Raw genomic sequence first — 24,957 nt, 5'->3', positions numbered from 1 at the left:
GCCGGTGGTGCCGGCGTCCTGGTGTACCTGCTGCTCTGGCTGCTGATGCCGGTCGCCGCCGAGGGGACCGGGGCTGCCGGGTCCGGGCGGCCCGCGGTGCGGACCCGCGTCCGCGGCCCCGTCGCACCGCGGTCCCCGGTGCCGGGCATCACCATCGCCGGGCTGCTCATCCTCATGGGCCTGCTGGCGCTGCTGGCCCGGGTCACCGGATGGGATCCCGGCCCGGTCACCTTCCTCGCGACGGCGCTGCTGGTCGTCGGCGCCGGCCTGGTCGTCGGTGCCGTCACCGGGGGCCGCACCGCGCGCGGCGGGCTGATCGCCCTGGGGGTGATCCTCTCCCTCGCGCTGCTGGCCACCACGACCGCGCCGTCCGGCGGCAACGGGATCGGCGACCGCACGTACCGCCCGCAGACCGTCGCCGACGTCCGGGAGGTCTACAGCGGGGGCATCGGTGACCTGACGGTGGACCTCTCCGAGGTGCCCCTCGACGACCTCGACGAGGCCCTCGAGATCCGGGTCGAGCACGGTGTCGGCGACGTCGAGGTGGTCGTCCCGCGCTCCGCCGACGTGCGGGTCTCCGCGGACCACGGCGTCGGGGAGCTCGACGTCTTCGGCGACACCGGCACCGGCAGCGGCTTCCACGCCGGCCTCGGCTCGGCCTCGTGGACCGACGACGGCGAGGCCGAGATCGAGCTCGAGATCCACAGCGGTATCGGACAGGTGGAGGTGTCCCGTGGCTGACTACAGCGAGTTCCCGACCACACCGACGGCGTGGCAGGAGCAGCAGTGGCAGATGGTCCAGCCCCTGGAGACCGAGGACCGGCCGGCGCCCGAGCCCCGCCGCAGGGTCGACCTGGTCGCCCTCGTCCCGGGCGTGCTGTTCGTCGTGCTGGCGCTCTCGGCGATGATCGGGGTCGCCCTGCCGTTCACCCTCTTCGAGGACGGCACGCTGCTCTGGGTCTTCCTGATCGGCGCCGGGGTGGCGCTGCTGGTCCGGGAGCTGCGGAAGCCGCGCAGCCGGGGCTGACCGGCGGGGAGGGCCGGACGGCGAGGGCCCGGGAGCGACCGCTCCCGGGCCCTCGTCGCGCGCGGGGCTCAGCTGGACACGGCGAGCAGCACCGTGCCGACGTAGACCAGGGGGATCGAGATGCCCTCGAAGCCGATCCACTTCCGGTCGCGCATGATCAGCCCGGCGGCGAGCACGGCCGTCATGAGCAGCGTGCCGCCGACGAGGACCAGGCTGGTGGGGCCGGCGTCCCGGTAGATCGGCCCGTCCAGGTAGGCCGCATCGGCCACCGCGATCATGAGGATGTCGTAGACGATCCCGCCGACGATGTTGCCGACGCCGAGGGTCAGCTCACCCATGCGGACGGCGGTCAGCAGGACGACCAGCTCGGGTAGCGAGCTGATCGCCGTGGTCAGGGTGAAGCCGAGGACGCCGCTGTCGAGGTCCGTCCGGGCGATGACGCTCAACCCCGCGCGGCCGACCAGCCACCCGGCGACGCCGGTGACCAGCCCCAGCGCCGCGAGCAGCCCCCACAGCCGGGCGGTGGAGCGGCCGTCGCCGTCGCCCTCGTCGCCGCCTTCCTCGTCGCCGTCCCCGTTGCCCTCGCCGTCGTCGTCCGCGGTCTGCTCGGTGTGCTTGGGCTGCCACATGGGCTCGTGCTGCATGCGCCGGAGGAGCAATAGCCCGTAGCCGTACAGGGCGGGGATCGCCAGCGTCATGGGGTGGATCCAGCCCAGCCGCAGGTCCGGGGTGGCGTAGGCGATGACCGGGATCGCCAGCATCGCGATGAGCAGGACCGACTGGAGGACGTTCTGCAGCGACGCCGCCGCGTGCTCCAGGTTGACGCGGCGGTAGAGGAGGTCGGCGATCGCCAGCCACACCGTCTGGAGCGCGATGCCGCCGACCGGGTTGGCCAGGGCGAACCCCGGGTCACCCTCCAGCGCGCCGGTCAGGACGGTGACGTTGCCCGGCAGCGACGTGACCGCGCCGAGGAGCAGCGCCCCGCCGATGGCGTCACCGAGACCGGTGCGCTCGGCGAGGCTGTCCGCGACCCGGGTCAGCCGGACGCCGGCCACCACGATGACCACCGCCATCGCCGCCAGCACGCCCAGGCTCAGCCCGAGCGGCCACGCCGAGGAGATCACTCGTCCTCCGGGTCCTCGACGTCAACGGCCGTCGTCCAGCCGATCACGACCGGCCGGATCCCGCTCGCCGAGCCCTCCCGACGTCACCCAACCGCCAAGAACTAGGTGACGTGCTGGAACGGCCCCGTCCAGAGGCTCGCCGCGAGCGGAGCGAGTGGGGAGAAGGACGGGGCCCTTCTACTCCCACTCGATGGTGCCCGGCGGCTTGCTGGTCACGTCGAGGACGACGCGGTTGACCTCCTCGACCTCGTTGGTGATGCGGGTGGAGATCTTCGCCAGCACGTCGTAGGGCAGCCGGGTCCAGTCGGCGGTCATCGCGTCCTCGCTGGAGACCGGCCGCAGCACGACCGGGTGCCCGTAGGTGCGCCCGTCGCCCTGCACCCCGACCGAGCGGACGTCGGCCAGCAGCACCACCGGGCACTGCCAGATCTCGCCGTCCAGCTTGGCCGCGCTGAGCTCCTCGCGGGCGATGGCGTCGGCCTGGCGCAGCACGTCGAGCCGCTCGCGGGTGACCTCGCCGACGATGCGGATGCCGAGCCCGGGCCCGGGGAACGGCTGGCGCTGCACCAGCCGGTCGGGCAGGCCGAGCTGCCGGCCCACCTCGCGCACCTCGTCCTTGAACAGGGTGCGCAGCGGCTCGACCAGGGTGAAGGTGAGGTCCTCGGGCAGCCCGCCCACGTTGTGGTGGCTCTTGATGTTCGCCGTCCCGCTGCCGCCGCCGGACTCGACGACGTCGGGGTAGAGCGTCCCCTGCACCAGGAAGTCGACCGTCTCGCCGTGCGCCTGGGCGTCGGCGACGACGTCGGTGGCCGCCTGCTCGAACACCCGGATGAACTCGCGGCCGATGATCTTCCGCTTCTCCTCGGGGTCGCTGACCCCGGCGAGGGCGGCGAGGAACTGCTCGCTGGCGTCCACCACCCGCAGGTCGGCGCCGGTGGTGGCCGCGAAGTCGCGCTCGATCTGCTCGGTCTCGCCGGCGCGCATCAGCCCGTGGTCGACGTAGACGCAGGTGAGCCGGTCGCCGATGGCCCGCTGCACCAGCGCCGCGGCGACGGCGGAGTCGACGCCACCGGAGAGCGCGCAGAGCGCCCGCCGGTCGCCGATCTGCTCCCGGATCAGCGCCACCTGCTCGTCGACGACGTTGCTCATCGTCCAGGTCGGCTCGAGACCGGCGATGTCGAACAGGAAGTGCTCGAGCACCGTCTGGCCGTGCGCGGTGTGCCGCACCTCGGGGTGGAACTGCACGCCGGCGAGCCTGCGGTCGACGTCCTCGAAGGCGGCGACCGGGGCGCCGGTGGAGGTGGCGGTGACGGTGAACCCGGGCGGCGCGGCCGAGACGGCGTCGCCGTGGCTCATCCACACGTTCTGCTCGACCGGCAGGGACCCGAACAGCCGCGCCTCGGTGGTCACGGTGAGCGGGGTGCCGCCGTACTCGCGGTCGCCGGTGCGGGCGACCGTGCCGCCGAGCGAGGCCGCCATCGCCTGGAAGCCGTAGCAGATGCCGAACGCCGGGACGCCGGACTCGAAGAGGGCCGGGTCCACCTGCGGGGCCTCGGGGGCGTAGACGCTGGACGGGCCGCCGGAGAGCACGATCGCGGCCGGCTTGCGGGCGACGATCTCCTCGGCCGGTACCTCCGAGGAGACGATCTCGGAGTAGACGCCCGCCTCGCGGATGCGCCGGGCGATCAGCTGCGCGTACTGGGCGCCGAAGTCGACGACGAGGACGGTGGGGAACTCCACGCGGTCAGCCCCCGATGACGAGGTCGACGCGCTGGAACTCCTTGAGGTCGGAGTACCCGGTCTTGGCCATCGTGCGGGCCAGCGCACCGAAGAGGTTGGTGCGCCCGTCGGCGGAGTCGGCCGCGCCGTTCAGCACGTCCTCCAGGGAGCCCGCCGGCTCGACCGGGGCCGAGGTCGCACCGCGCGGCAGCCGCGGGTGGGCGGCCACCGAGTCCCACCACACGCCACCGGCGGGGGCCTCGGCAGCGATCCGCAGCGGCTCCCCCAGCTGGACGGCGTCGGCACCGCAGGCCAGCGCGCGGGCGATCGCCCCGCTGGTCTCGATCCGGCCGTTGGCGATCACGTGCACGTACCGGCCGCCGGTCTCGTCCAGGTAGTCGCGGCGGGCCGCGGCGGCGTCGGCGATCGCGGTGGCCAGCGGCACGCGGATGCCCATGACGGCGTCCGTCGTCGAGTAGGTGTCGGCGCCGACCCCCACGATCACGCCGGCGGCGCCGGTGCGCATGAGGTGCAGGGCGGTGGTGTAGTTCGCCGCGCCGCCCACGATGACCGGGACGTCGAGGTCGGCGATGAACTCCTTGAGGTTGAGCGCGTCGCCCTGGCTGGTCACGTGCTCGGCCGAGACGATCGTGCCCTGGATGACCAGCAGGTCCACCCCGGCGGCGAGCGCGGCGGGCGCGAGCTGCTCGGTGTGCTGCGGGGAGATGCGGATCGCCGTCGTGACGCCGGCCTCGCCGATCTCCTTGATCCGCGCGGTGATGAGGTCGGTCTTCACCGGCTCGGCGTAGACCTCCTGCAGCAGCGCCACCGGCGGGGCACCGGCGGCGGCCGCCTCGGCGATCTGCCGGTACACCGGGGCCGGGTCGTCGTAGCGGGTCCACAGCCCCTCGCCGTTGAGGACGCCGAGGCCCCCGGCCCGGCCGACGGCGATCGCCGTCGCCGGGCTGACGACGGCGTCGCTGGGGCTGGTCACCAGCGGGATGCCGAAGCGGAAGGCGTCGATCTGCCAGGCGGTCGAGACGTCGTCGACGTCGCGGGTCCGCCGCGAGGGCACGATCGAGACCTCGTCGAGGTCGTAGCCCCGGCGGGCGAAGCGGTTGAGGCCGATGTCGACGGTGTCGCGGACGTTCATGCTCAGCGCCCCCGGTAGTTCGGTGCCTCAACGGTCATCTGGATGTCGTGCGGGTGGCTCTCCACCAGGCCCGCCGAGGTGATGCGGGTCAGCTGCCCGCGCTCCTTGAGCTCGGCGACGGTGGCGGCCCCGGCGTAGCCCATGGAGGCGCGCAGCCCGCCGACGAGCTGGTGGGCCACGCCGGAGAGCAGGCCGCGGTAGGGCACCTGGCCCTCGATGCCCTCGGGGACGAGCTTGTCGTCGGAGAGGACGTCGTCGGCGAAGTAGCGGTCGCGGCTGAACGACTGGTTGCCGCGCTTCTGCATGGCGCCGAGGCTGCCCATGCCGCGGTAGGTCTTGTACTGCTTGCCGTTCATGAAGACCAGCTCGCCCGGCGCCTCCTCGACGCCGGCGAAGAGGCCACCGATCATCACCGTGTCGGCCCCGGCGACCAGCGCCTTGGCGATGTCGCCGGAGTACTGCAGCCCGCCGTCGGCGATGACCGGGACCCCGGCCGGGCCGGCGGCGAGCCACGCCTCGTAGATGGCGCTGATCTGCGGCACGCCGACGCCGGCGACCACGCGGGTGGTGCAGATGGAGCCGGGGCCCACGCCAACCTTCACCGCGTCCGCCCCGGCGTCGACGAGGGCCTGCGCGCCGGCGCGGGTCGCGACGTTGCCGCCGACGACCTCCAGCCCACCGTCCCCGCCGAAGTCCTTCTTGACCCGCGCCACCATCTCCAGCACCGCCCGCTGGTGGCCGTGCGCGGTGTCGACGACGAGCACGTCGACACCGGCATCGACCAGCAGGCCGGCGCGCTCGTAGGCGTCCTCACCGACGCCCAGCGCCGCCCCGACGACCAGGCGCCCGTCGGCGTCCTTGGTCGACAGCGGGAACTGGTCGCGCTTCACGAAGTCCTTGACGGTGATCAGCCCGCGCAGCCGGCCGGACCCGTCGACCAACGGCAGCTTCTCGATCTTGTGCTTCGACAGCAGGCCGAGCGCGGTGTCCGGGTCCACGCCCACCGGAGCGGTCACGAGCGGCATCGGGGTCATGACGTCGCGCACGAGGCGGTTCATGTCGGTCTCGAACCGCATGTCGCGGTTGGTGACGATGCCGACGAGGACGCCGTCGGCATCCACCACGGGGGCGCCGGAGATGCGGTAGCGGGCCGACAGCGCGTCGACCTCGGCGAGCGTGTTGTCCGGCGAGCAGGTGACCGGGTTGGTGACCATGCCGGCCTCCGACCGCTTGACCAGGTCGACCTGGCCGGCCTGCTCCTCCGCGGAGAGGTTGCGGTGCAGCACGCCCATGCCGCCGACGCGCGCCATGGCGATCGCCATGCGGGCCTCGGTCACGGTGTCCATCGCGCTGGACAGCAGCGGCACCGCCAGGGTGATGCGCCGGGTCACCCGGCTGCCGGTGTCCACCTCGGCCGGGACGACGTCGGACGCCCCGGGCACGAGCAGGACGTCGTCGTAGGTGAGCCCGAGCCGGGCGAACTTCGCCGGCAGCTCGGGCACGGAGTCGGGCTGCATGAGCGCGGCCACCCTTCGGCGCGGTTCGGGTCGGACACCGGTCGACACGCCTAGCGGACGCGCGGGACCTGGCCTGATCGTAGGCGGCGGGCCGGGAGGGGCGGTGCTCCGCCTGCTCGGCGGCTACCGTGTGACCGTGTCTTCGTTCGACGACGCCTTCGGGCCGGACTTCGGGCCGGCCGACGGGCCAGCACCTCCGCCGCTCACGATGGAGGAGCGAGCCGGGGTGCTCGACGACCTGGCCGAGCTCGAGGTCTTCCGCACCCTGCTCGAGCCGACCGGCATCAAGGGCATCGTGGTCGACTGCCCCGACTGCGAGGAGGAGCACCACGTCGACTGGGCGCTGATGCAGGCCAACCTGCGCCAGCTCCTCGACGAGGGGCAGACCGGCCGGCACGAGCCGCCGTTCGACCCGAACCCCGACGACTACGTCAGCTGGGACTACGCCAGCGGCTACGCCGACGGGGTCGCGGCGCTCGCCGAGCGGGACGAGCCCAGCGGCGGGCGCACCGGCCGGCACGCCCGCGACGACTGAGCACATCGCGATCCTCCGGATCGCACCGCGGCCAAGTGCCGAGATGCGGGAAGTCGGGGTCTGCGGGGCCGTCCGGGGCCCGATTTCACGGTTCTCGGGCGCAGAAGGCGGACGGGGACGCAGCGAGGGCCGCCTCCCGGACGGGAGACGGCCCTCGGTGCACGTGCCTCGGTCGGCGGGACCGCTCAGGTCATGATGCCGCGGCGGAACCCCGTCGCGACGGCCTCGGCGCGGTCCTTGGCACCCAGCTTGCGGAACAGCCGGCGGGCATGGGTCTTGATGGTGTCCTCGGAGAGGTAGAGCTCCCGGCCGATCTGGGCGTTGCTCTTGCCCTGGCTCATGCCCGTGAGCACCTGCATCTCGCGCATGGACAGCGCCGCGGCCGGGGCGGCCTCGCGCACCGTCGAGCGCACCGTGGTGGGCGCGGAGCCCGCCAGCGGGGCGGCACCGCTCCACGCGGGCGCCGGCGCGGTCACCTGCTGCGGGATCCGCCCGTCGGCCCGCAGCCCGACCCGGGAGAGGCCCAGGCCCATCTCGATCGCGCTCGCGTCCCAGCGCAGGTAGCCGCGGGCCCCGAAGGCCACGGCGGCCCGGACGCTCTCGGCGTCGTCGGGGGCACCGAGCACGAGGACCGGCAGGCCCGGGTGCGACCGCAGCGCCTGCGTGGCGGCGGAGAGCCCGGTGTCGACGGCGCGCTGCGTGCCGACGACCAGGACGTCGGGGGTGCGCGTGGCCAGGCGGGCCATCAGCGACTGCGCGTCCCCGACCACCTCGACCCGGCCGACGAAGGGCAGGGCGACCAGCCGTGAGGCGACGTCGTCCCGGACCCGCCGCCGCTCGTCGTACACCCACACGGTCGCGCCCTGCACGGGTGCGCGCATCCTGTCGTCGATCACGCCAGCTCCTCGCTCCTCCCGGCCGGTGGCCGGGTCCCCCCACCGACCGGGAAGGCACCCGGCCGGGTGTCGCTCGGGTGGAGGGCCTGGTCGGCCCTCCACCTCCGCGCCGGTCGGGCGGCCGGTCCGGGTAGCTCCCCCTTCCCGGACGTCAGCACGACCTGGAGCCACAGTGATCGACTCCCCGGCGGCGGAACAGACGCCCTCACCCCGGGGGGTGAGCGCCTCCGCGACCAGGTGACGGAGCGCACACGGCGCAAAAGTTGCGAATCGGCTGTGTTTGGACGTGGGACGGCGAGGGCACCGGGCCCCTTGCAGCCGGACAGCCCCCTCCGGCTCTACCGAGTTCCCGGAGGAGACATGGCCGACATCCGCAGACTCCCGACGCCCGTGGCCGAGGTCTGGGACTGGCAGCTCCACGGCGCGTGCCGTGGCGAGAACACGTCCCTCTTCTTCCACCCCGACGGAGAGCGCGGGCCGGCCCGGGCGCGGCGGCAGTCCGCGGCCAAGGCCGTCTGCTCGCGGTGCCCGGTGATCGACGCGTGCCTCAAGCACGCGCTCGCCGTCCGCGAGCCCTACGGCGTCTGGGGTGGCATGAGCGAGGAGGAGCGGGCCCGGCTGATCGCCGCCGAGCCGGCGGCCGTGGCCGCAGGGGTGTAGCTCCTCCGACGAACGCCGAGAGGGCCCGGTCCAGAAGTTCTGGACCGGGCCCTCCGTCGTGAGGTGCTGGAACGGCCTCCCTCAGGGGCCCGCCGCGAGCGTGCGAGCGGTGGGGAGAGGGAGGTCCTTCGTCAGTGCGAGTGACCGTGGCCGTGCGAGTGACCGTGGGTGTGGTGGCCACCCGCACCGTGGTCGTCCTCCTCCTCCGGCGCCTCGACGACGGCGGAGTCGGTGGTGAGCACCATCGCCGCGATGGAGACGGCGTTGCCCAGCGCGGCCTTGGTGACCTTCACCGGGTCGATGACGCCCTGCGCGGCGAGGTCGCCGTACTCGCCGGTCGCGGCGTTGAAGCCCGTCCCGGCACCGGCCTCGCGCACCTTGGCGACGACGACGCGGCCCTCGAAGCCCGCGTTCGCGGCGATCTGCACCAGCGGGGCGTCCAGCGCCGTGCGCACCGCGCGGGCACCGGTGAGCTCGTCACCCTCGAGCGAGAGCGCGTCGACCGCGTCGGCGGCGTGCACCAGGGCCGAGCCGCCGCCGGGGATCACGCCCTCCTCCACGGCCGCGCGGGTGGCGGCGATGGCGTCCTCGATGCGGTGCTTGCGCTCCTTGAGCTCGACCTCGGTGGCCGCGCCGACCCGGATGACGCCGATGCCGCCGGCCAGCTTGGCCAGCCGCTCCTGCAGCTTCTCGCGGTCCCAGTCGGAGTCGGTCGCGTCGATCTCGCGGCGGATCTGCGCCACGCGGTCGCCGATCGCCTGCGAGGTGCCGCCGCCGTCGACGATGGTGGTCTCGTCCTTGGTGACGGTGACCCGCCGCGCCGTGCCGAGCACCTCGAGGCCGACCTGGTCGAGCTTGAGACCGACGTCCTCGCTGACCACCTGGCCGCCGGTGACGACGGCGAGGTCGGTCATGAACGCCTTGCGCCGGTCGCCGAAGAAGGGCGACTTCACCGCGACGACCTTGATGGTCTTGCGGATCGAGTTGACGACGAGGGTGCTGAGCGCCTCGCCCTCGACGTCCTCGGCGACGATCAGCAGCGGGCGGCCGCCGGTCGACAGCACCTTCTCCAGCAGCGGGAGCAGCTCGGGCAGCGCGCTGACCTTGCCGCTGACCAGCAGCACGAGGGCGTCCTCGAGGACGGCCTCCATGGCCTCGGGGTCGGTGACGAAGTACGGCGACAGGTAGCCCTTGTCGAATTGGACGCCCTCGGTGACGTCGAGCTCGGTGGAGAGGGTGTTGCTCTCCTCGACGGTGATGACGCCGTCCTTGCCGACGCGCTCCATCGCCTCGCCGATCAGCTCGCCGACCTCGGCGTCCTGCGCGGAGATGGTGGCGACGCCGGCGATGGCCTCGCGCTTCTCCACCGGGGTGGCGGCGGCGTCGAGGGCGGCGTGCACCGCGTCGACGGCGGCCCGCATGCCGCGGCCCAGCGCCATCGGGTTGGCGCCGGCGGCGATGTTGCGCATGCCCTCGTGGACCAGGGCCTGGGCGAGCACGGTCGCCGTCGTGGTGCCGTCACCGGCGACGTCGTTGGTCTTGGTGGCGACGTTCTTGGCCAGCTGCGCGCCGAGGTTCTCGTACGGGTCCTCGAGCTCGACCTCGCGGGCGATGGTGACGCCGTCGTTGGTGATGGTGGGGGCGCCGAACTTCTTGTCCAGGACGACGTTGCGGCCGCGCGGGCCGATCGTCACCTTGACCGCGTCGGCGAGCTTGTCGACGCCGCGCTCCAGGGCTCGGCGGGCGTCCTCGTTGAACTTGATGATCTTGGCCATGGGCCCTTCCGATCAGTCAGTGCAGGGCGAAAGACGACCGCCCCGGGACCCGGTGTCTCGGGTCGCCGGGGCGATCGGTGGTGAGGCGCTGGAACCGCCCCGTCGCAGGCGCTGGAACGGCCCCGGTCCAGGGGCCCGCCCCGAGCCTGCGAGGGGTGGGGAGGAGCGGGGTCCTCTTACTTCGAGACGACGGCGAGCAGGTCGCGGGCGGAGAGCACCAGGTACTCCTCGCCGGCGTACTTGACCTCGGTGCCGCCGTACTTCGAGTAGATGACCACGTCACCGACGTTCACGTCGAGCGGGACGCGGTTGCCGTTGTCGTCGATGCGGCCGGGGCCGACGGCGACGACGGTGCCCTCCTGGGGCTTCTCCTTGGCGGTGTCCGGGATGACCAGACCGGAAGCGGTGGTGGTCTCGGCCTCGTTGGCCTGGACCACGACCCGGTCCTCCAGCGGCTTGATGCTGACCTTGGTAGCGGTCGTCACGTCGGTGACGCCCCCTTCGGTGTCGGACGGCAGGGATGTTCGATGCTGTGGCACGAGGTCGGGCACCCGCCGTCGCGGGGGTCGGGCGCCAGCCCGTGTCGTTTGGCACTCTACCCAGGAGAGTGCCAGCCGCTCAACCCGGTCGCCGGGGTGGGTGACGACGGCGCCGAGCAGCGCGTGCGCCACGCTGTGCCGGTGGACCGGCCATCCGAGGAGCAGACCGCCGAGACGGTGCGCCAGCTGCGCGCGCTGACGACGCCGGAGGGTGCGGCGGCGCTGGCGCGCGCGGCGGCGCTGCTGGCCGAGGGGGCCGAGGCGGTCACCGCCCTGACCCGGCTGCGCGCCGAGGTGGGCACCGACCTCGCCGGGCCGGCCTGGGGCATCGCCCGGCAGCGGCAGCGGGCCCGGGCCGCGTTCGGGGCCGACGCCGACCGGATGCTGTTCACCGGCGACACCCTCGAGCAGGCCGGGCGCCCCGAGCTCGCTGCCCGGCGCGCGGCCCGGCTGCTGGCCGGGGGCGCCGACTCCGTCGCCGACCTGGGCTGCGCGGCGGGCACCGACACGATCGCGCTGGCCCGCGCGGGCGCCCGGGTGCTCGCCGTCGACGTCGACCCGGTGGCCCGGGAGCTGACCGCCGCCAACGCCGAGGCGCTCGGGGTCTCCGACGACGTCTGGGTGGTGGCCGGGGACGCGGTGGAGCTCGTGGCCGCCGCGCGCGGTGGCGAGGTGGCCGGGTGCGGAGCCGCCGTCCTGGACCCCGCGCGGCGGGCCGGCGGGCGGCGGCTGATGGACCCGGACCGCTGGTCACCGCCGTGGCCGACCGTCGTGGACCTGCTCGCGAAGGTGCCCACGTCGGTGGTGAAGGTCGCGCCGGGGCTGGACCACGACCGGGTGCCCGGGGGCGTCGAGGCGGAGTGGGTGTCGGTCGGTGGCTCGATCGTCGAGGCGCTGCTGTGGGGCCCGGCCGTCTCGGTGACCTGGCGGCGGGCGAGCCTGGTGGCCGGCGGCGAGGTGCACGAGCTGACCGCCGACGCCGATCCCGGGCCCGCGCCGGCCGGTCCGGTGCGTGCCTGGCTGCACGAGCCCGATCCCGCGGTCATCCGCTCGGGCCTGGTCTCGGTGGTGGCCGCCGACCTCGGCGCGACCCTGGTCGACCCGACCATCGCCTACCTGACCTCCGACGGTCCCGCGGACAGCCCCTGGGTGAGCTCCCACCGGGTCGACGAGGTGCTGCCGTTCAACCTGAAGAAGCTCCGGGCGTTGCTGCGCGAGCGGGGGGTCGGCCGCGCCGTGGTGAAGAAGCGCGGCTCGGCGATCGAGCCGGAGACCCTGGCCCGGCAGCTCCGCGGCCCCGGCAGCGGGACGGCGACCGTCGTCGTCACCCGGGTCGCCGGCGCCCCGACGGCGCTCGTCTGCGACCTCACGTAGGGCGGGTCGAGCCGCACCACCCGACCCGGAGCCGCGCCACGGTGCGGCCTCACGGGCGCCCACGCGGCTCGACCCGTCCGGCCGTCAGCGGAGCGCGGCACCCGCCCCGGCGCGGCCGGCTACTCAGCGGCTGACGACGTCGATCGGCAGCGAGCTGTCCGCACCGAGGTCGAGGGCCGACGGCGCGACGCCGGCGGCGACCAGCCGCGACCCCAGCGCCGCCACCATCGCCCCGTTGTCGGTGCACAGCTTGGGGCTGGGCACCCGGAGCACGATGCCGGCCGCGGCACACCGCTCCTCGGCGAGCGCGCGCAGCCGCGAGTTCGCCGCCACCCCCCCGCCGAGCACCAGGTGGTCGACGCCGTGGTCGCGGCAGGCGCGGACGGCCTTGGCGGTGAGGACGTCGGCGACCGCCTCCTGGAACGAGGCGGCGACGTCGGCGACCGGCACCGGCTCCCCCGCGCGCTCCCGGGCCTCGATCCACCGGGCGACGGCGGTCTTCAGGCCGGAGAAGGAGAAGTCGTAGGCCGGGTCGCGGGGCCCGGTGAGCCCGCGCGGGAAGGCGATGGCGTGCCGGTCCCCCTCGCGGGCGGCGCGGTCGATCGGCGGCCCGCCGGGGAACGGCAGCCCGAGCACGCGGGCGACCTTGTCGAACGCCTCCCCCGCCGCGTCGTCGATGGTGCGGCCCAGCGACTGCACCTCCTGGGCGAGGTCGGGCACCAGCAGCAGCGAGCTGTGGCCGCCGGAGACGAGCATCGCGATCGACGGCTCGGCGAGCGGGCCGTGCTGCAGCTCGTCGACGGCGACGTGCGCGGCCAGGTGGTTCACCCCGTACAACGGCTTGCCGAGGGCCAGCGCGTACGCCTTCGCTGCGGCGACCCCGACCAGCAGCGCGCCGGTGAGCCCGGGACCGCTGGTCACCGCGACCGCGTCGACGTCGGCGGCGCGGACACCGGCCTCCGCGAGCGCCCGGTGCACCGTCGGGACCATCGCCTCCAGGTGCGCGCGGGAGGCGATCTCGGGGACGACACCGCCGAACCGCTCGTGCTCCTCCATCGAGGTGGCCAGCGCGTCGGCCAGCAGCGTGTGCCCGCGGACGATGCCCACCCCGGTCTCGTCGCAGGAGGTCTCGAACCCGATGACCAGCGGCTCGTCCGTCACAGCTTCTCCCGCTTCATGACCACGGCGTCCTCTCCGCTCGGCTGGTAGTAGCCGCGCCGCCGGCCGATCTCGGCGAACCCGCGGCGGCGGTAGAGGCCCTGCGCCGTCTCGTTGTCCGCCCGCACCTCCAGCAGCACCACCGGCGCTCCCCGCCGGTCGGCCTCGGCCAGCAGCGCGTCGAGCAGCCGGGCGCCGATCCCCTCGCCCTGCCGTGCGCCGGTCACCCCGATGGTGGCCACGTGCGCCTCGTCGTCGTAGGCGATCAGCCCGGCGTACCCGACGATCCCGCCGTCGTCCTCGGCCACCAGGTAGTGGCGGGTGTCGGTGCGGGAGAGCTCGTCGCGGTACATCGCCGCGGTCCACGTGTCGGGGGCGAAGAGCTCCTCCTCCAGCCCCATCACGGCGGGCAGGTCCGCGAGCGTCATCGGCCGCAGCCGGGTCACCGCGTCACGGCCTTGATCGACGTGGGCGGCACGGCGTCCGGGCGGCGCAGGTACAGCGGCACCAGGGGCGCACCCACCGGCTCGGCGAGCTGCTCCGCGGCCGCGCGGAGCAGGCCCGCCGTCGTCACCTCCGCCGGCGTCACCGGGCTGCCGAGCCGCTCCGCGAACGCGGGGTCGCCCGCGAACGGGCCGGCCCCGCCGAACTCCTCCGGGCGGATGACCCCGGGGCCATCGACCCGCCGGCCGGCGTCGTCGTAGGCGGCCCAGTAGACCTCCTTGCGGCGGGCGTCGGTCACCACCGTGCGCGCGCCGCTCCCGATCGCGTCGAGGGAGCAGACGCCGACCACCGGCAGCCCGCGGGCGTCGGCGAGCGCGGCGGCGGTGACCACTCCCACCCGCAGCCCGGTGAACGGCCCGGGGCCCAGGCCGGTGACGACGGCCTCGACGTCGCCCAGCGCGAGGCCGGCGTCGGCGAGCGCGCCCTCGATGGCCGGGGTCAGCAGCTCGGCGTGCTTCGTGCCCGAGGGGACGGCGCGCTCGGCGAGCACGTCGGCGCCACCGTCGGGGGTCCACCGGGCGAGCCCCGCGACGAGCGTCGGGGTGGCGGTGTCGAGCGCGAGGACCAGCACGACCGATCAGCGTAGGCGAGTGCCGGCGGCCACCTCGTGGACGATCTCCAGCCCGTCCTCCTCGTCGACCTGCTCCCCCACGGCGACGAAGCCCTCGGCGAGCACCAGGGCCAGAGACGCAGCGTTCCCCGGCGACACCGACGCGCGCACGGTCGTGACCCCGGGCGCCGCGGCCGCCTCCGCCAGCAGCGCGCGCAACGCCGCCCGGGCGTACCCCTGCCGCCGGTACCGCGGGTCGGTGGAGTAGCCGACCTCGACCGCGCCGGATGCGTCCGGCGGTCCGTGGAACCCGGCCCGGCCGACCGTGACACCCCGCTCGGGGTCGTGGACCACCCGGGTGATCCAGCGGGCGCTCCCCGGGTCGGCGACCACCTGCTCGGCCCGGATCCGCCAGACCGCGCGGCATTCCGGCCCGGCGAGGTACGGGCTCAGCGGCACCGGTGCGGCCGCCTCGGCCGCGGCCAGGTCGCCGTCGGCGAGCGCGCGCAGGGCGGCCGCACCCAGCGCGACCAGCTGCACCCGGCGCTCCACGGCCGCGAGGCTAGCCGGGAGGAGTCCCCCGGCGGGTCACGGCCTCAGCTCGCGTCGAGCCGGGCGGTCCAGCCCGGGCCGTGCGGCACGAGCAGGGCGGTGCGGACGTCGTCGTCGCGCCGGTCCAGCCGCACCTCCAGGTGCTCGTCGGCCAGCTGCTCCACCAGGCCCTGGCCCCACTCGACGACGGTCACCGACTCGTCGGTCGAGGCGTCCAGGTCCAGGTCGTCGACGTCGGCGTGCCCGCCGAGCCGGTAGGCGTCGACGTGCACCAGCGGGAGGCGGCCGCCGCGGTGCACCCGGGCGATGACGAACGTCGGCGAGGTGACCGGCTCCCGGACGCCGAGCCCCGCGCCGATGCCCTGGGTGAGGGCGGTCTTGCCCGCGCCGAGCGGACCCACCAGGACCACCAGGTCGCCCGGGCGGACCAGGGCGGCCAGCGCCTCGCCCAGGGCGTGCGTGTCGGCGAGGTCCGGCAGCACGTGCTCGCGCTTCACCGCTGCTCCTCGAGCGATCCGGCGACGGCGGTCAGGTCGGCCAGCAGCCCGGCCCGCGGGGCGCCGTTCGGGCCGAACCGGATGGCGGCCGACGGGTGGTAGGTCGCCCACACGGCGCGGCCGTCGACCTCGTGCGCGTGCCCCCGGACGGCGGCCAGGACGGTGCGCGGCCCGAGGAACCACTTGGCCGAGGAGAGCCCCAGCGCGACGACGACGGGGCAGCCGAGCAGCTCCAGCTGGCGGCGCAGCCAGCCGCTGCACCGCGCCACCTCCGGCGCCTTCGGGGTGCGGTTGCCCGGGGGCCGGCACTTCACCACGTTGAGCACCGCAGCCTCCGCGCGGTCCAGCCCGGCCTCGGCGAGGAGCTGGTCCAGCAGCGCCCCCGACCTCCCGACGAACGGCCGGCCGGTCTCGTCCTCGTTCGCGCCCGGCGCCTCGCCCACCAGCACGAAGCGGGGGCGGCCGGCGCGGGGCACGTCCCCGACGACCACGTGCTGCCGGGCCGCGGCCAGCTCGGGGCACGCGACGCAGGAACGGGCGGTCTCCGCGAGCGCGGCCCAGTCGGGAGCGGCCGCCGCGGCGCGGGCGACCTCGTCGGCGGCGGCGTCGAGCCGGGGCGGACGGGGCGCGGCCACCCCAGCACCCTAGCCGCGGCCGCCGGGGCGCCCCGGGGGCCGGGTCAGCTGGTGGCGCCGACGTCCGCCCCGGCCGCCACCCGGCGGAGCAACCGGGCAATCGCGCCGCTGACCTCGTCGGGCTGCTCGAGCAGCACCATGTGCCCGGCTCCGGGCACGACGACGAACTCGACGGCGTCCTCCCCGGTGCGCGCGAGCCGCTCGACGATGAGCTCGCTGTGCTCCTGGGGGATCATCGTGTCCTTGTCACCGGTGAGCACCAGCGTGGGCACCCGGCGCAGCGGCTCGAGGCGGCCGGTCTCGTCCAGGCCGGCCAGCGCCGGGTAGAACTCGGCGATGACGTCGACCGGCGTGCCCGCGATCATCGCGTCGACGTAGCGCACCAGCGCCGGGTCCACGTCGGACGAGCCGAACGACAGCGCCTTCGTCGCCGCGGACACCAGGTCGGCCGCCACCCGGCGGGTCCGCTCGGCGAAGGTCGGCCGGTGGCGCATCGTCCACGCGGCGACCGGCAGGACCGCGGCGCGCAGGCGGGTGAGCATCTCCGGCAGCCCGAAGCTGAGCTCGGCGAGGTTGCCGCTGGAGGTGGAGACCAGGGCGGCGCCCCGCACCCGGGTGCCGAACAGCTCCGGCCGCAGCGCCGCCAGCCCCATGATCGTCATGCCGCCCATCGAGTGCCCCACCAGGACCACCGGGCCCCGGGGGGCGCGGGCGTCCAGGACCGCGAGCAGGTCCCGGGCCAGCTGCTCGATCGTGGAGTGCTCCGGTGCACCGCGGCCGGACGAGCCGTGGCCGCGCTGGTCGTAGAAGACCAGCCGGGCCTGCGGCCGGTGCCCGTTCCCCGTGGCGAGGTCCGCGGCCAGCGTCCGGCGCTGGAACGCCCAGGACGCCATCGACAGCGAGTAGCCGTGCACGAAGACGACCGTCAGCGGCGCGTCGCGGGGGCCGATCTCCTCGACGGAGAGCAGCACGCCGTCGTCGGCCTGGACCAGGGCGGTGCGGTCGGCCGGCCGGGCGTCCGCGCCGAGCGGGTCGGCCTGGCGCAGCCGGCTCTCGGCCAGCGCCGTCGCCACCTCCGCCGCCGGGCCCAGCTCGGCGGCGCGCACCCGGCGGGCCGCGATGCGGCTGAGGGCGACCCCGGCCGCGGTGCCCGCGGCGGCCAGCCCGACCACGGCACCGACCACGCCGGCGGCGCGCGCCTTCGGGTGCCCGGTCTTCGGGTGCTTGCGGGCCATCAGACCGCCCCCGCCGACCCGACGTAGCGGCGGGCGAAGCGGCCACCGATCCGGGTGACCAGCTCGTAGTGGATGGTGCCGACGGCGTCCGCCCACTGCTGCGCGGTCGGCTCCCCGCCGTCGCCCGGTCCCCACAGGACCACCTCGTCCCCGGCGGCGATCGGTGCGTCGCCGACGTCGAGGACGAACTGGTCCATGCACACCCGGCCGGCGATGACCCGCTGCGCCCCCGCCGCGAGCACCGGCGCGGCGTTCCCCGCCGCCCGCGGCACCCCGTCGGCGTAGCCGGCGGGCACCAGGGCCAGCGTCGTCTCCGCGGCGGTCGCGTAGGTGTGCCCGTAGGAGACCCCAGCGCCGGCGGGCACCCGCTTGGTCAGCGCGACGCGGGCACGCACCGTCATCGCCGGCCGGAGCCCGTGCGCGGCAGGGTCGCCACCGAGCGGGTCCAGCCCGTAGACGGCCACGCCGGGGCGCACCATGTCGTACCAGGTGGCGGGCAGCGCGACCGTCGCCGCGGAGTTGGCCAGGTGCCGGCGGGCATCGGTGAGCCCGGCCGCCCGGGCCACCGCGACCGCCTCCTCGAAGACCCGCACCTGTGCGCCGATGGTCGGGTGGGTCGGGGCGTCGGCGTAGGCAAGATGGCTCCACAGCCCGGTGACGACGACGTCGCCGTCTGCCTGCGCCCGGGCGGCGGCCGCGACGAGGCCGGGCCACTCGGCGACGGGGGCGCCCTCGCGGGAGAGGCCGGTGTCGACGAACAGGTGCAGCCGCGCGGTCCGGCCGGTCGCCCGGGCCGCGGCCACCACCTCGGCCAGGCCCCAGGTCGCGTTGACCGACACCTCGACGTCGGCGGCCAGCGCGGCGGCGACGTCGGCTCCCGGGCCGTTCAGCCAGGCCAGCACCGGCGCGGTGACGCCGGCGGCCCGCAGCGCCAGCGCCTCGCTCACGACGGCCACGCCGAGCTGGTCGGCGCCCCCGGCGAGCGCCGCCCGCGCCGCGGGCACCATCCCGTGCCCGTACCCGTCGGCCTTGACGACCGCCATCAGCGGCCGGCCCACCCGCTCGCGCAGCGCCGCGGTGTTCGCCGCGATGGCGTCGAGGTCGACGACCACCTCGGCACCGGTCCCGTTCGTCACGCCCCCGAGTCTGGCAGGCCCGCCGGCGCGGTCCCGCGCACCCGGGCGACCGCGTCGGGCAGGTGCCGGACGACGTCACCGGCGACGAAGGGCCCGCGCGCCGCGGCGGCCTGCCCGGCCCGCCCGTGCACGTGCGCGGCGACCGCCGCCGCCTCGACCGCCGGCAGGTCCGCGGCGAGCAGCGCGCCGCCGATCCCCGACAGCACGTCGCCGGTGCCGGCGGTGGCCAGCCACGGGGTGCCGGTGCCGTTGACGAAGACGGTGCCGTCCGGGTCCGCGACCACCGTGGCGTCGCCCTTCAGCAGGACGACGGCCCCGAGCTCCGCGGCCAGCCGGCGGGTGGCCCCGATCCGGTCGTCCCCGGGCTCGGCGCCGAAGCGGGCGAACTCCCGGTCGTGGGGGGTCAGCACGGTGGGCGCCGTCCGGCCGCGCACCAGCTCCGGCTCGCGCGCCAGCAGGGTGAGCCCGTCGGCGTCGACGAGCACCGGCAGGTCGGTGGCCAGCACCTCGGCCAGCACGCTGCGGGCGTCGTCGCCGGTGCCGAGGCCCGGCCCGATCACCCACGCCTGCACGCGGCCGGCGTCCCCCGGCCGGCCCTCGGTGACGATCGCCTCCGGCCACGCGGCCCGGACGCCGTCGGCCGCCGTCCCGGCGTAGCGCACCAGCCCGGGCCGGGTGCGCAGCGCCGCCCCGGTGCAGAGGACGCCGGCCCCCGGGTAGGTGGCCGAGCCGGCGACGACGCCGACGACCCCCTGCGAGTACTTGTCGTCGTCGGCGTCCGGGAGGGGCAGCCGGGCGGCGGCGTCGGCGTCGGTCAGCTGCCGGGCCGACGGCGCCGGCAGGTGCGGGCCCAGCCCGATGTCCACCAGGTGCACCTGCCCGGCGCGGCCGCGGCCGGCACCGGCGACCAGGCCCGGCTTCACGGCCCCGAAGGTGACCGTGTGCATCGCCGGGAAGGCGTTCCCGGCCACGCCTCCGGTATCGGCGTCGACACCGCTGGGCAGGTCGACGGCGACCATCAGCGCCGGGCCCCGCGCCGCGCGCTCGACCAGCCCGGTGGCCGGCTCCCGCAGCCCGCCGGAGCCGCCGAGGCCGACGATCCCGTCGAGCACGAGGTCGGCGCGGTCGAGCACCGGCCCGGCCGCCGTCGCGTCGACGGTGCGCCCGCCGGCCCGGTGGAAGGCGGCGAGCGCGGCGGGATGGGCGCGGTCGGGGCTCAGCAGGACCGCGGTCGCGCGTGCACCGCGGGCGGCGAGCCGGGCGGCGGCGAAGAGCGCGTCGCCCCCGTTGTTCCCGGCCCCCGCCAGGACGGCGACGCGGGCGCCGTAGGGGCGGCCCAGCAGCCGCAGGCAGACGGTGGCCAGGCCCGCGGCGGCGCGCTGCATGAGCGCGCCGTCGGGGAGTGTGGCGAGCAGCGGGGCCTCGGCGGCGCGGACCTCCGCCGCGGTGTGCAGGTCGATCATGTGGCCTCCCGGGTCAGGCCCTCGGCGACCACCACCGCCGAGGCGATCCCGCCGTCGTGGCTCAGCGAGACGTGCCAGGAGGTGACGCCGAGCTGGGCGGCGCGGCCGGCCACCGAGCCGCGCACGGCCAGGTGCGGCCGCCCGTGCGCGCCGACGGTCACCTCGGCGTCGTGCCAGCGCAGGTCACCGGGGGCGCCGAGCGCCTTGGCGAGCGCCTCCTTGGCGGCGAACCGGGCGGCCAGCGACTCACCGGTCCGCGGGGCGCCCGACGGCGTCCGCTGCTCGTCGGCGGTGAACAGCCGGTCGCGGAGCCCCGGCGTCCGGGTCAGGGACTGCGCGAAGCGGTCGACCGGCACGACGTCGATGCCCACCCCGATGATCACGACGCCCAGTCTGCCGCGCCGGCGGCGACGCTGCTGGAACGGCCCGGCTGCAGGGAGCCGCGGCGCGCAGAGCGTGTCGTGGGGAGCAGCCGGGTCCTCCTCCCTCACCGCAGCGCGTCCCCCCTCACCGCCTGCGGTGCGGGAGGACACCCGATGATCAGGGAACCTGATCGTGGCCGCGGGCGGCGGCTACTCCACGGTGACGCTCTTGGCCAGGTTGCGCGGCTGGTCGACGTCGTACCCGCGGGTGTCGGCGATCTCGCAGGCGAGCACCTGCAGCGGCACCGTCGTCACCACCGGCGCCATCAGCGTGGGCGTGCGCGGCACCCGGATCAGCTCGTCGGCGAACGGGACGACGTCCTCGTCGCCCTCCTCGGCGATCACGATGGTCCGCGCCCCGCGGGCCCGCACCTCCTGGATGTTGGAGACGACCTTGCCGTGCACCGAGTTGCGGCTGCGCGGCGAGGGCACGATGACGACGACCGGGGTGCCCTGGTCGATGACGGCGATCGGCCCGTGCTTGAGCTCGCCGGCCGCGAAGCCCTCGGCGTGGATGTAGGCGAGCTCCTTGAGCTTCAGCGCGCCCTCGAGCGCCACCGGGAAGCCGACGTGGCGGCCGAGGAACAGGATGGTGCCCGCGTCGGCGAGCGACCGGCCCAGCGCCCGCACCGGCTCCATCTGCTCGAGCACCTCCTCCACGGCGTCGGGGAGCTTGCGCAGGTCCTCGACGATCGCGGCGATCTCGTCCTCGTACTTCACGCCGCGCACCTGGGCCAGGAAGAGCCCCACGAGGTAGCAGGCGACGACCTGGGCCAGGAACGCCTTGGTCGATGCGACGGCGATCTCGGGGCCGGCGTGGGTGTAGAGGACGGCGTCGGACTCCCGCGGGATGGTCGAGCCGTTGGCGTTGCAGATGGCCAGCACGCGGGCCTTCTGGTCCTTGGCGTGCCGCAGCGCCATGAGGGTGTCCATCGTCTCGCCGGACTGGCTGATGACGACGACCAGCGTCGAGCGGTCCAGCACCGGGTCGCGGTAGCGGAACTCGCTGGCGACCTCGACCTCGACGGGGATCCGGGTCCAGTGCTCGATGGCGTACTTGGCGATCAGGCCGGCGTGGTAGCTGGTGCCGCAGGAGACGACGAAGATCTTGTCGATGTCGCGCAGCTCCTGGTCCGACAGCCGGACCTCGTCGAGCACCAGCTCGCCGTCCTCGCCCAGCCGGCCGAGCAGCGTGTCGGCGATCGCCTGCGGCTGCTCGGCGATCTCCTTGAGCATGAACCAGTCGTAGCCGCCCTTCTCGGCGGCCGCGGCGTCCCAGTCGACGGTGTAGGCGGTCGGCTCGGCCGGCGCGCCGTCGAAGCCGGTGACCGTCAGGCCCCGGGTGCGGTCGATCTCCACGACCTGGTCCTGCCCGAGCTCGCGCGCCTGCTTGGTGTGCCCGATGAACGCGGCGACGTCGGAGCCGAGGAAGTACTCGGGGGTGCCGTCGGCGGTCTCCCCCACGCCGACCACCAGCGGGCTGCTGCGCCGGGCGGCGACCAGGGTGTCGGGCTCGGCGACGTGCGTGGCGACGAGGGTGAAGGCCCCCTCCAGCCGCCGGCAGACCGCGCGCATGGCCTCGGCCAGCCGCCCGGGACCCTCCAGCGTCGAGGCGTAGACGTCGGCCAGCAGGTGGGCGACGACCTCGGTGTCGGTCTCGGAGCTGAACTCCACGCCTGCGGCCTCGCACTCGGCCCGCAGCGCGGCGAAGTTCTCGATGATCCCGTTGTGGATCACCGCGACCGCGCCGTCGGCGGAGACGTGCGGGTGGGCGTTCCGGTCGGTCGGGCCGCCGTGGGTGGCCCAGCGCGTGTGCCCGATGCCGATGGTCGCGGCCGGGAGCGGCTGGTCGGCGAGCACCTTCTCCAGGTTGGCGAGCTTGCCGGCCTTCTTCGCCGAGCTCAGCGCGCCGTCGGCGACGACGGCGATGCCCGCGGAGTCGTACCCGCGGTACTCGAGCCGGCGCAGACCCTCCAGCACGACGGCCAGAGCGTCCTGGGGGCCGACGTATCCCACGATGCCGCACATTGGACCGAGGGTACCGGGGACCGCACCCCGTCCACGGCCCTGCGCATCCGCACGGCCCGGACGGGTGAGGTCGGAGCGGTCAGCCGACGCCGGCGACGACGGCCGCGAGCCGTTGCGCGACGGCGTCGGCCTGTTCCTGCGTCGGGGCCTCCACCATCACGCGGACCAGTTGCTCGGTGCCCGAGGGCCGCAGCAGCACCCGGCCGGTGTCGCCGAGCTCGGCCTCGACCGCGTTGACCGCCGCGGCGACCTCGTCGCTGGCGGCCACGGCGAGGCGGTCGGAGACGGGCACGTTGACCAGCACCTGCGGCAGCCGCTGCACCACGGAGGCGAGCTCGGCCAGCGAGGCGCCGGTGCCGGCCATCCGGCCGAGCAGGGCCAGCCCGGTGAGCAGGCCGTCGCCGGTGGTGGCGTGCTCGAGGAACACCAGGTGCCCGCTCTGCTCGCCGCCGAGGCTGAGGTCGTGGGCGCGCAGGGCCTCCAGCACGTAGCGGTCACCGACCGCCGTCGTGCTCACCGAGATGCCGGCGTCGCGCATCGTGTGGTGGAAGCCGAGGTTGCTCATGACGGTCGCGACGACCGTGTCGGACTTCAGCGCCCCGCGCTCGTGCAGGTCCAGCGCGCAGATCGCCAGGATGGCGTCGCCGTCGACGACCTCGCCGTCGGCGGTCACCGCCAGGCACCGGTCGGCGTCCCCGTCGTGGGCCAGGCCGATGTCGGCACCCCGCGCCCGGACGGCCTCGACCAGCGGCCCGAGGTGCGTGGAGCCCACGCCGTCGTTGATGTTCCAGCCGTCGGGCTCGCAGCCGATGGCGTGCACCGTCGCGCCGGCGCGCCGGTAGACCTCGGGCGCGGCAGCGGCGGCTGCGCCGTGGGCGGCGTCGACGACGACCGAGAGCCCGCCCAGGGGCCGGTCGACGGTCGACAGCAGGTGCTCGACGTAGGCATCGGTGCCGTCGGCCAGCGCGCTGACGCGGCCGATCGAGGCGCCGGTGGGGCGGTGCCCGTCGGAGGGGCCGGCGGTGACGGTCTGCTCGATCGCGGCCTCGACGGCGTCGGGCAGCTTGTGCCCGCCGCGGCTGAAGAGCTTGATGCCGTTGTCAGGCATCGGGTTGTGGCTGGCCGAGATCATGACGCCGAGGTCGGCGCCGCTGCGGCCGGTCAGCCAGGCCAGCGCCGGGGTCGGCACGACGCCGGCGAGGAGAACCTCGGCTCCCGCGCTCGTGAGGCCCGCGACGACCGCGGCCTCGAGCATCTCCCCGCTGGCGCGGGGGTCGCGCCCGACGACCGCGACGGGACGCGAGGTCCCGTCGCGGTCGGCGAGCACGCTTGCGGCGGCACGTGCCACCGAGAGGGCCAGCTCCGGCGTGAGGTCGGAGTTGGCCCGACCCCGGACGCCGTCGGTCCCGAAGAGGCGACCCACGGACGTACCGGTCAGCGCTTGGAGTACTGAGGCGCCTTGCGGGCCTTCTTGAGGCCGTACTTCTTGCGCTCCTTGACCCGCGGGTCACGGGTCAGGAAGCCGGCCTTCTTGAGGGCCGGGCGGTCCTCCGCCTCGACCTCGATGAGGGCGCGGGCGATGGCCAGGCGCAGCGCGCCGGCCTGCCCGGTGACGCCGCCACCCTTGAGGATGCCGACGACGTCGTACTGCTCGGCCTTCTCGAGGGTCACGAACGGCTCACGGATGAGCTGCTGGTGCACCTTGTTCGGGAAGTACTCCTCGAGGGAGCGGCCGTTGAGCTTGAACTGGCCGGTGCCCGGGAGCAGCCGCACGCGGACGACGGCCTCCTTGCGCCGGCCGACGGTCTGCACCGGACGCCCCTCGGCGTCGGTCACGGTCAGTGCGCTGGTCACTGGGCCACCTGCTTGATCTCGTAGGTCTGGGGCTGCTGCGCGGCGTGCGGGTGCTCCGGGCCGGCGTAGACCTTGAGCTTCTTCAGCATCTGCCGACCCAGCGTGTTGTGCGGGAGCATGCCCTTCACGGCGCGCTCGATGACGCGGTCGGGGTGGGTGCGCAGCTGGTCACCCACGTTGATGGTCTTGAGACCACCCGGGTGGCCGGAGTGCCGGTAGGCGAGCTTGTCGTCCCGCTTGGACCCGGTCAGCGCGACCTTGCCGGCGTTGACGATGACGACGAAGTCGCCGACGTCCACGTGCGGGGCGTACTGGGGCTTGTGCTTGCCGCGCAGGAGCTGCGCGGTCTGGCTGGCCAGTCGACCGAGCACCACATCGGTGGCGTCGATGACGTGCCAGGCCCGGGCGACCTCGCCGGGCTTGGGGGTGTACGTGCGCACGGCGCGCGTCCTCCGTCGTCGTCGGGATGGCTGGTGGGATCGCCTCGCCGAGCACGGGAGACGGATCTGCACGCGCGGCACCAGCCGGCACGCGCGCCAACCGGGCACGATACCAGCAGAAGGACCCTCGTCCCCCTCCGCCCTCGCAGGCTCGGGCGGAGCCT

The 24,957-nt window shown here is 75.1% G+C and carries 26 protein-coding genes; 5 read left to right on the top strand and 21 right to left on the bottom strand.

Annotated elements, in window-relative coordinates; translation table 11 throughout:
• On the top strand, nt 1–741 hold a 741-nt coding region (locus E9529_RS01470), incomplete at its 5' end, for a LiaF domain-containing protein (RefSeq protein ID WP_236829331.1).
• Nucleotides 734–1,027 carry a hypothetical protein gene (locus E9529_RS01465; protein ID WP_236829330.1) on the top strand — a complete coding sequence of 98 codons (294 nt, stop codon included), beginning with the start codon at nt 734–736 and terminating at the stop codon, nt 1,025–1,027. The genes E9529_RS01470 and E9529_RS01465, both read left to right, overlap by 8 nt.
• 68 nt (nt 1,028–1,095) lie before the next feature.
• On the opposite strand, the gene E9529_RS01460 is transcribed toward E9529_RS01465, so the two are convergent.
• The 4 genes from E9529_RS01460 to guaB form a co-directional block, all read right to left on the bottom strand.
• Complete coding sequence (locus E9529_RS01460) at nt 1,096–2,151, bottom strand: sodium:calcium antiporter (protein WP_236829329.1); 1,056 nt, start codon at nt 2,149–2,151, stop codon at nt 1,096–1,098.
• 177 nt (nt 2,152–2,328) lie between these two features.
• Complete coding sequence (gene guaA / locus E9529_RS01455; RefSeq protein WP_236829328.1) at nt 2,329–3,891, bottom strand: glutamine-hydrolyzing GMP synthase; 1,563 nt, start codon at nt 3,889–3,891, stop codon at nt 2,329–2,331.
• Between the two features lie 4 nt (nt 3,892–3,895).
• Nucleotides 3,896–5,023 (bottom strand): GuaB3 family IMP dehydrogenase-related protein, encoded by a 1,128-nt coding sequence (locus E9529_RS01450; RefSeq protein ID WP_236829327.1) that lies wholly within the window; start codon nt 5,021–5,023, stop codon nt 3,896–3,898.
• 2 nt (nt 5,024–5,025) lie between these two features.
• A complete protein-coding gene (gene guaB, locus E9529_RS01445; protein ID WP_236829326.1) occupies nt 5,026–6,540 on the bottom strand; it encodes an IMP dehydrogenase in 1,515 nt (504 codons plus the stop codon).
• A gap of 136 nt (nt 6,541–6,676) precedes the next feature.
• On the opposite strand from guaB, the gene E9529_RS01440 reads away from it, so the two are divergent.
• Complete coding sequence (locus E9529_RS01440) at nt 6,677–7,075, top strand: DUF5319 family protein (protein ID WP_236829325.1); 399 nt, start codon at nt 6,677–6,679, stop codon at nt 7,073–7,075.
• A gap of 185 nt (nt 7,076–7,260) precedes the next feature.
• Here E9529_RS01440 and E9529_RS01435 read toward each other — a convergent pair whose 3' ends face one another.
• Nucleotides 7,261–7,956: a response regulator transcription factor gene (locus E9529_RS01435; protein WP_255707881.1), complete on the bottom strand. Its 696-nt coding sequence runs from the start codon at nt 7,954–7,956 to the stop codon at nt 7,261–7,263.
• A gap of 375 nt (nt 7,957–8,331) precedes the next feature.
• Here E9529_RS01435 and E9529_RS01430 point away from each other — a divergent pair, with 375 nt between their 5' ends.
• The gene (locus E9529_RS01430) at nt 8,332–8,631 is read left to right on the top strand and encodes a WhiB family transcriptional regulator (RefSeq protein ID WP_236825757.1); all 300 of its coding nucleotides are present in this window, start codon (nt 8,332–8,334) and stop codon (nt 8,629–8,631) included.
• A 131-nt stretch (nt 8,632–8,762) separates the two neighbouring features.
• Here the strand turns inward: E9529_RS01430 and groL are convergent, their stop codons facing one another.
• Nucleotides 8,763–10,406, bottom strand: coding sequence for a chaperonin GroEL (gene groL / locus E9529_RS01425; protein ID WP_236829323.1), 1,644 nt, complete (start codon nt 10,404–10,406; stop codon nt 8,763–8,765).
• A 176-nt stretch (nt 10,407–10,582) separates the two neighbouring features.
• The gene (gene groES / locus E9529_RS01420; protein WP_166531823.1) at nt 10,583–10,891 is read right to left on the bottom strand and encodes a co-chaperone GroES; all 309 of its coding nucleotides are present in this window, start codon (nt 10,889–10,891) and stop codon (nt 10,583–10,585) included.
• 195 nt (nt 10,892–11,086) lie between these two features.
• On the opposite strand from groES, the gene E9529_RS01415 reads away from it, so the two are divergent.
• On the top strand, nt 11,087–12,319 hold the full coding sequence (locus E9529_RS01415; protein ID WP_236829322.1) for a class I SAM-dependent methyltransferase: 1,233 nt from the start codon (nt 11,087–11,089) through the stop codon (nt 12,317–12,319).
• 123 nt (nt 12,320–12,442) lie between these two features.
• Here E9529_RS01415 and tsaD read toward each other — a convergent pair whose 3' ends face one another.
• From tsaD to rplM, 14 genes are all read right to left on the bottom strand, one after another.
• Complete coding sequence (tsaD, locus tag E9529_RS01410; protein ID WP_236829321.1) at nt 12,443–13,480, bottom strand: tRNA (adenosine(37)-N6)-threonylcarbamoyltransferase complex transferase subunit TsaD; 1,038 nt, start codon at nt 13,478–13,480, stop codon at nt 12,443–12,445.
• Nucleotides 13,477–13,905, bottom strand: coding sequence for a ribosomal protein S18-alanine N-acetyltransferase (gene rimI, locus E9529_RS01405; protein ID WP_236829320.1), 429 nt, complete (start codon nt 13,903–13,905; stop codon nt 13,477–13,479). Before rimI ends, tsaD begins: the two co-directional genes overlap by 4 nt.
• Before the next feature lie 14 nt (nt 13,906–13,919).
• A complete protein-coding gene (tsaB, locus tag E9529_RS01400; protein ID WP_236829319.1) occupies nt 13,920–14,552 on the bottom strand; it encodes a tRNA (adenosine(37)-N6)-threonylcarbamoyltransferase complex dimerization subunit type 1 TsaB in 633 nt (210 codons plus the stop codon).
• Between the two features lie 6 nt (nt 14,553–14,558).
• The gene (locus E9529_RS01395; RefSeq protein ID WP_236829318.1) at nt 14,559–15,083 is read right to left on the bottom strand and encodes a GNAT family N-acetyltransferase; all 525 of its coding nucleotides are present in this window, start codon (nt 15,081–15,083) and stop codon (nt 14,559–14,561) included.
• Between the two features lie 44 nt (nt 15,084–15,127).
• Complete coding sequence (gene tsaE / locus E9529_RS01390; protein ID WP_236829317.1) at nt 15,128–15,580, bottom strand: tRNA (adenosine(37)-N6)-threonylcarbamoyltransferase complex ATPase subunit type 1 TsaE; 453 nt, start codon at nt 15,578–15,580, stop codon at nt 15,128–15,130.
• Nucleotides 15,577–16,215, bottom strand: a complete 639-nt coding sequence (locus E9529_RS01385) for a uracil-DNA glycosylase (RefSeq protein ID WP_236829316.1) — start codon at nt 16,213–16,215, stop codon at nt 15,577–15,579. Before E9529_RS01385 ends, tsaE begins: the two co-directional genes overlap by 4 nt.
• Nucleotides 16,216–16,259: 44 nt before the next feature.
• On the bottom strand, nt 16,260–17,450 hold the full coding sequence (locus E9529_RS01380; RefSeq protein WP_236829315.1) for an alpha/beta fold hydrolase: 1,191 nt from the start codon (nt 17,448–17,450) through the stop codon (nt 16,260–16,262).
• A complete protein-coding gene (gene alr, locus E9529_RS01375; protein WP_236829314.1) occupies nt 17,450–18,586 on the bottom strand; it encodes an alanine racemase in 1,137 nt (378 codons plus the stop codon). The genes E9529_RS01380 and alr overlap by 1 nt, the downstream gene beginning before the upstream one ends.
• Nucleotides 18,583–20,049 carry an NAD(P)H-hydrate dehydratase gene (locus E9529_RS01370; protein ID WP_236829313.1) on the bottom strand — a complete coding sequence of 489 codons (1,467 nt, stop codon included), beginning with the start codon at nt 20,047–20,049 and terminating at the stop codon, nt 18,583–18,585. The genes alr and E9529_RS01370 overlap by 4 nt, the downstream gene beginning before the upstream one ends.
• Nucleotides 20,046–20,432 (bottom strand): holo-ACP synthase, encoded by a 387-nt coding sequence (locus E9529_RS01365; RefSeq protein ID WP_236829312.1) that lies wholly within the window; start codon nt 20,430–20,432, stop codon nt 20,046–20,048. The genes E9529_RS01370 and E9529_RS01365 overlap by 4 nt, the downstream gene beginning before the upstream one ends.
• 189 nt (nt 20,433–20,621) lie before the next feature.
• The gene (gene glmS, locus E9529_RS01360) at nt 20,622–22,499 is read right to left on the bottom strand and encodes a glutamine--fructose-6-phosphate transaminase (isomerizing) (RefSeq protein ID WP_236829311.1); all 1,878 of its coding nucleotides are present in this window, start codon (nt 22,497–22,499) and stop codon (nt 20,622–20,624) included.
• Between the two features lie 79 nt (nt 22,500–22,578).
• Nucleotides 22,579–23,922 carry a phosphoglucosamine mutase gene (glmM, locus tag E9529_RS01355; RefSeq protein ID WP_236829310.1) on the bottom strand — a complete coding sequence of 448 codons (1,344 nt, stop codon included), beginning with the start codon at nt 23,920–23,922 and terminating at the stop codon, nt 22,579–22,581.
• An 11-nt stretch (nt 23,923–23,933) separates the two neighbouring features.
• On the bottom strand, nt 23,934–24,353 hold the full coding sequence (gene rpsI / locus E9529_RS01350) for a 30S ribosomal protein S9 (RefSeq protein WP_374201291.1): 420 nt from the start codon (nt 24,351–24,353) through the stop codon (nt 23,934–23,936).
• Nucleotides 24,350–24,793, bottom strand: coding sequence for a 50S ribosomal protein L13 (rplM, locus tag E9529_RS01345; protein WP_236825773.1), 444 nt, complete (start codon nt 24,791–24,793; stop codon nt 24,350–24,352). The genes rpsI and rplM overlap by 4 nt, the downstream gene beginning before the upstream one ends.
• Nucleotides 24,794–24,957: the final 164 nt, after the last annotated feature.

Origin of the sequence: Blastococcus sp. KM273128 (assembly GCF_021698975.1) — a bacterium.
In the GTDB taxonomy this organism is placed as follows: Bacteria; Actinomycetota; Actinomycetes; order Mycobacteriales; family Geodermatophilaceae; genus Blastococcus.
Note: the sequence above shows the minus strand (reverse complement) of the source record. Positions and strands in the feature narration are given on the sequence as shown.

Coding starts and splice junctions, on each gene's coding strand:
- glmS (WP_236829311.1), bottom strand. CDS start 22,499: ATGTGCGGCATCGTGGGATACGTCGGCCCCCAGGACGCTCTGGCCGTC.
- E9529_RS01380 (WP_236829315.1), bottom strand. CDS start 17,450: ATGGCCCGCAAGCACCCGAAGACCGGGCACCCGAAGGCGCGCGCCGCC.
- guaB (WP_236829326.1), bottom strand. CDS start 6,540: ATGCAGCCCGACTCCGTGCCCGAGCTGCCGGCGAAGTTCGCCCGGCTC.
- E9529_RS01370 (WP_236829313.1), bottom strand. CDS start 20,049: ATGATCGACCTGCACACCGCGGCGGAGGTCCGCGCCGCCGAGGCCCCG.
- E9529_RS01430 (WP_236825757.1), top strand. CDS start 8,332: ATGGCCGACATCCGCAGACTCCCGACGCCCGTGGCCGAGGTCTGGGAC.
- E9529_RS01435 (WP_255707881.1), bottom strand. CDS start 7,956: ATGCGCGCACCCGTGCAGGGCGCGACCGTGTGGGTGTACGACGAGCGG.
- E9529_RS01450 (WP_236829327.1), bottom strand. CDS start 5,023: ATGAACGTCCGCGACACCGTCGACATCGGCCTCAACCGCTTCGCCCGC.
- rimI (WP_236829320.1), bottom strand. CDS start 13,905: ATGACGCTCGCGGACCTGCCCGCCGTGATGGGGCTGGAGGAGGAGCTC.
- groL (WP_236829323.1), bottom strand. CDS start 10,406: ATGGCCAAGATCATCAAGTTCAACGAGGACGCCCGCCGAGCCCTGGAG.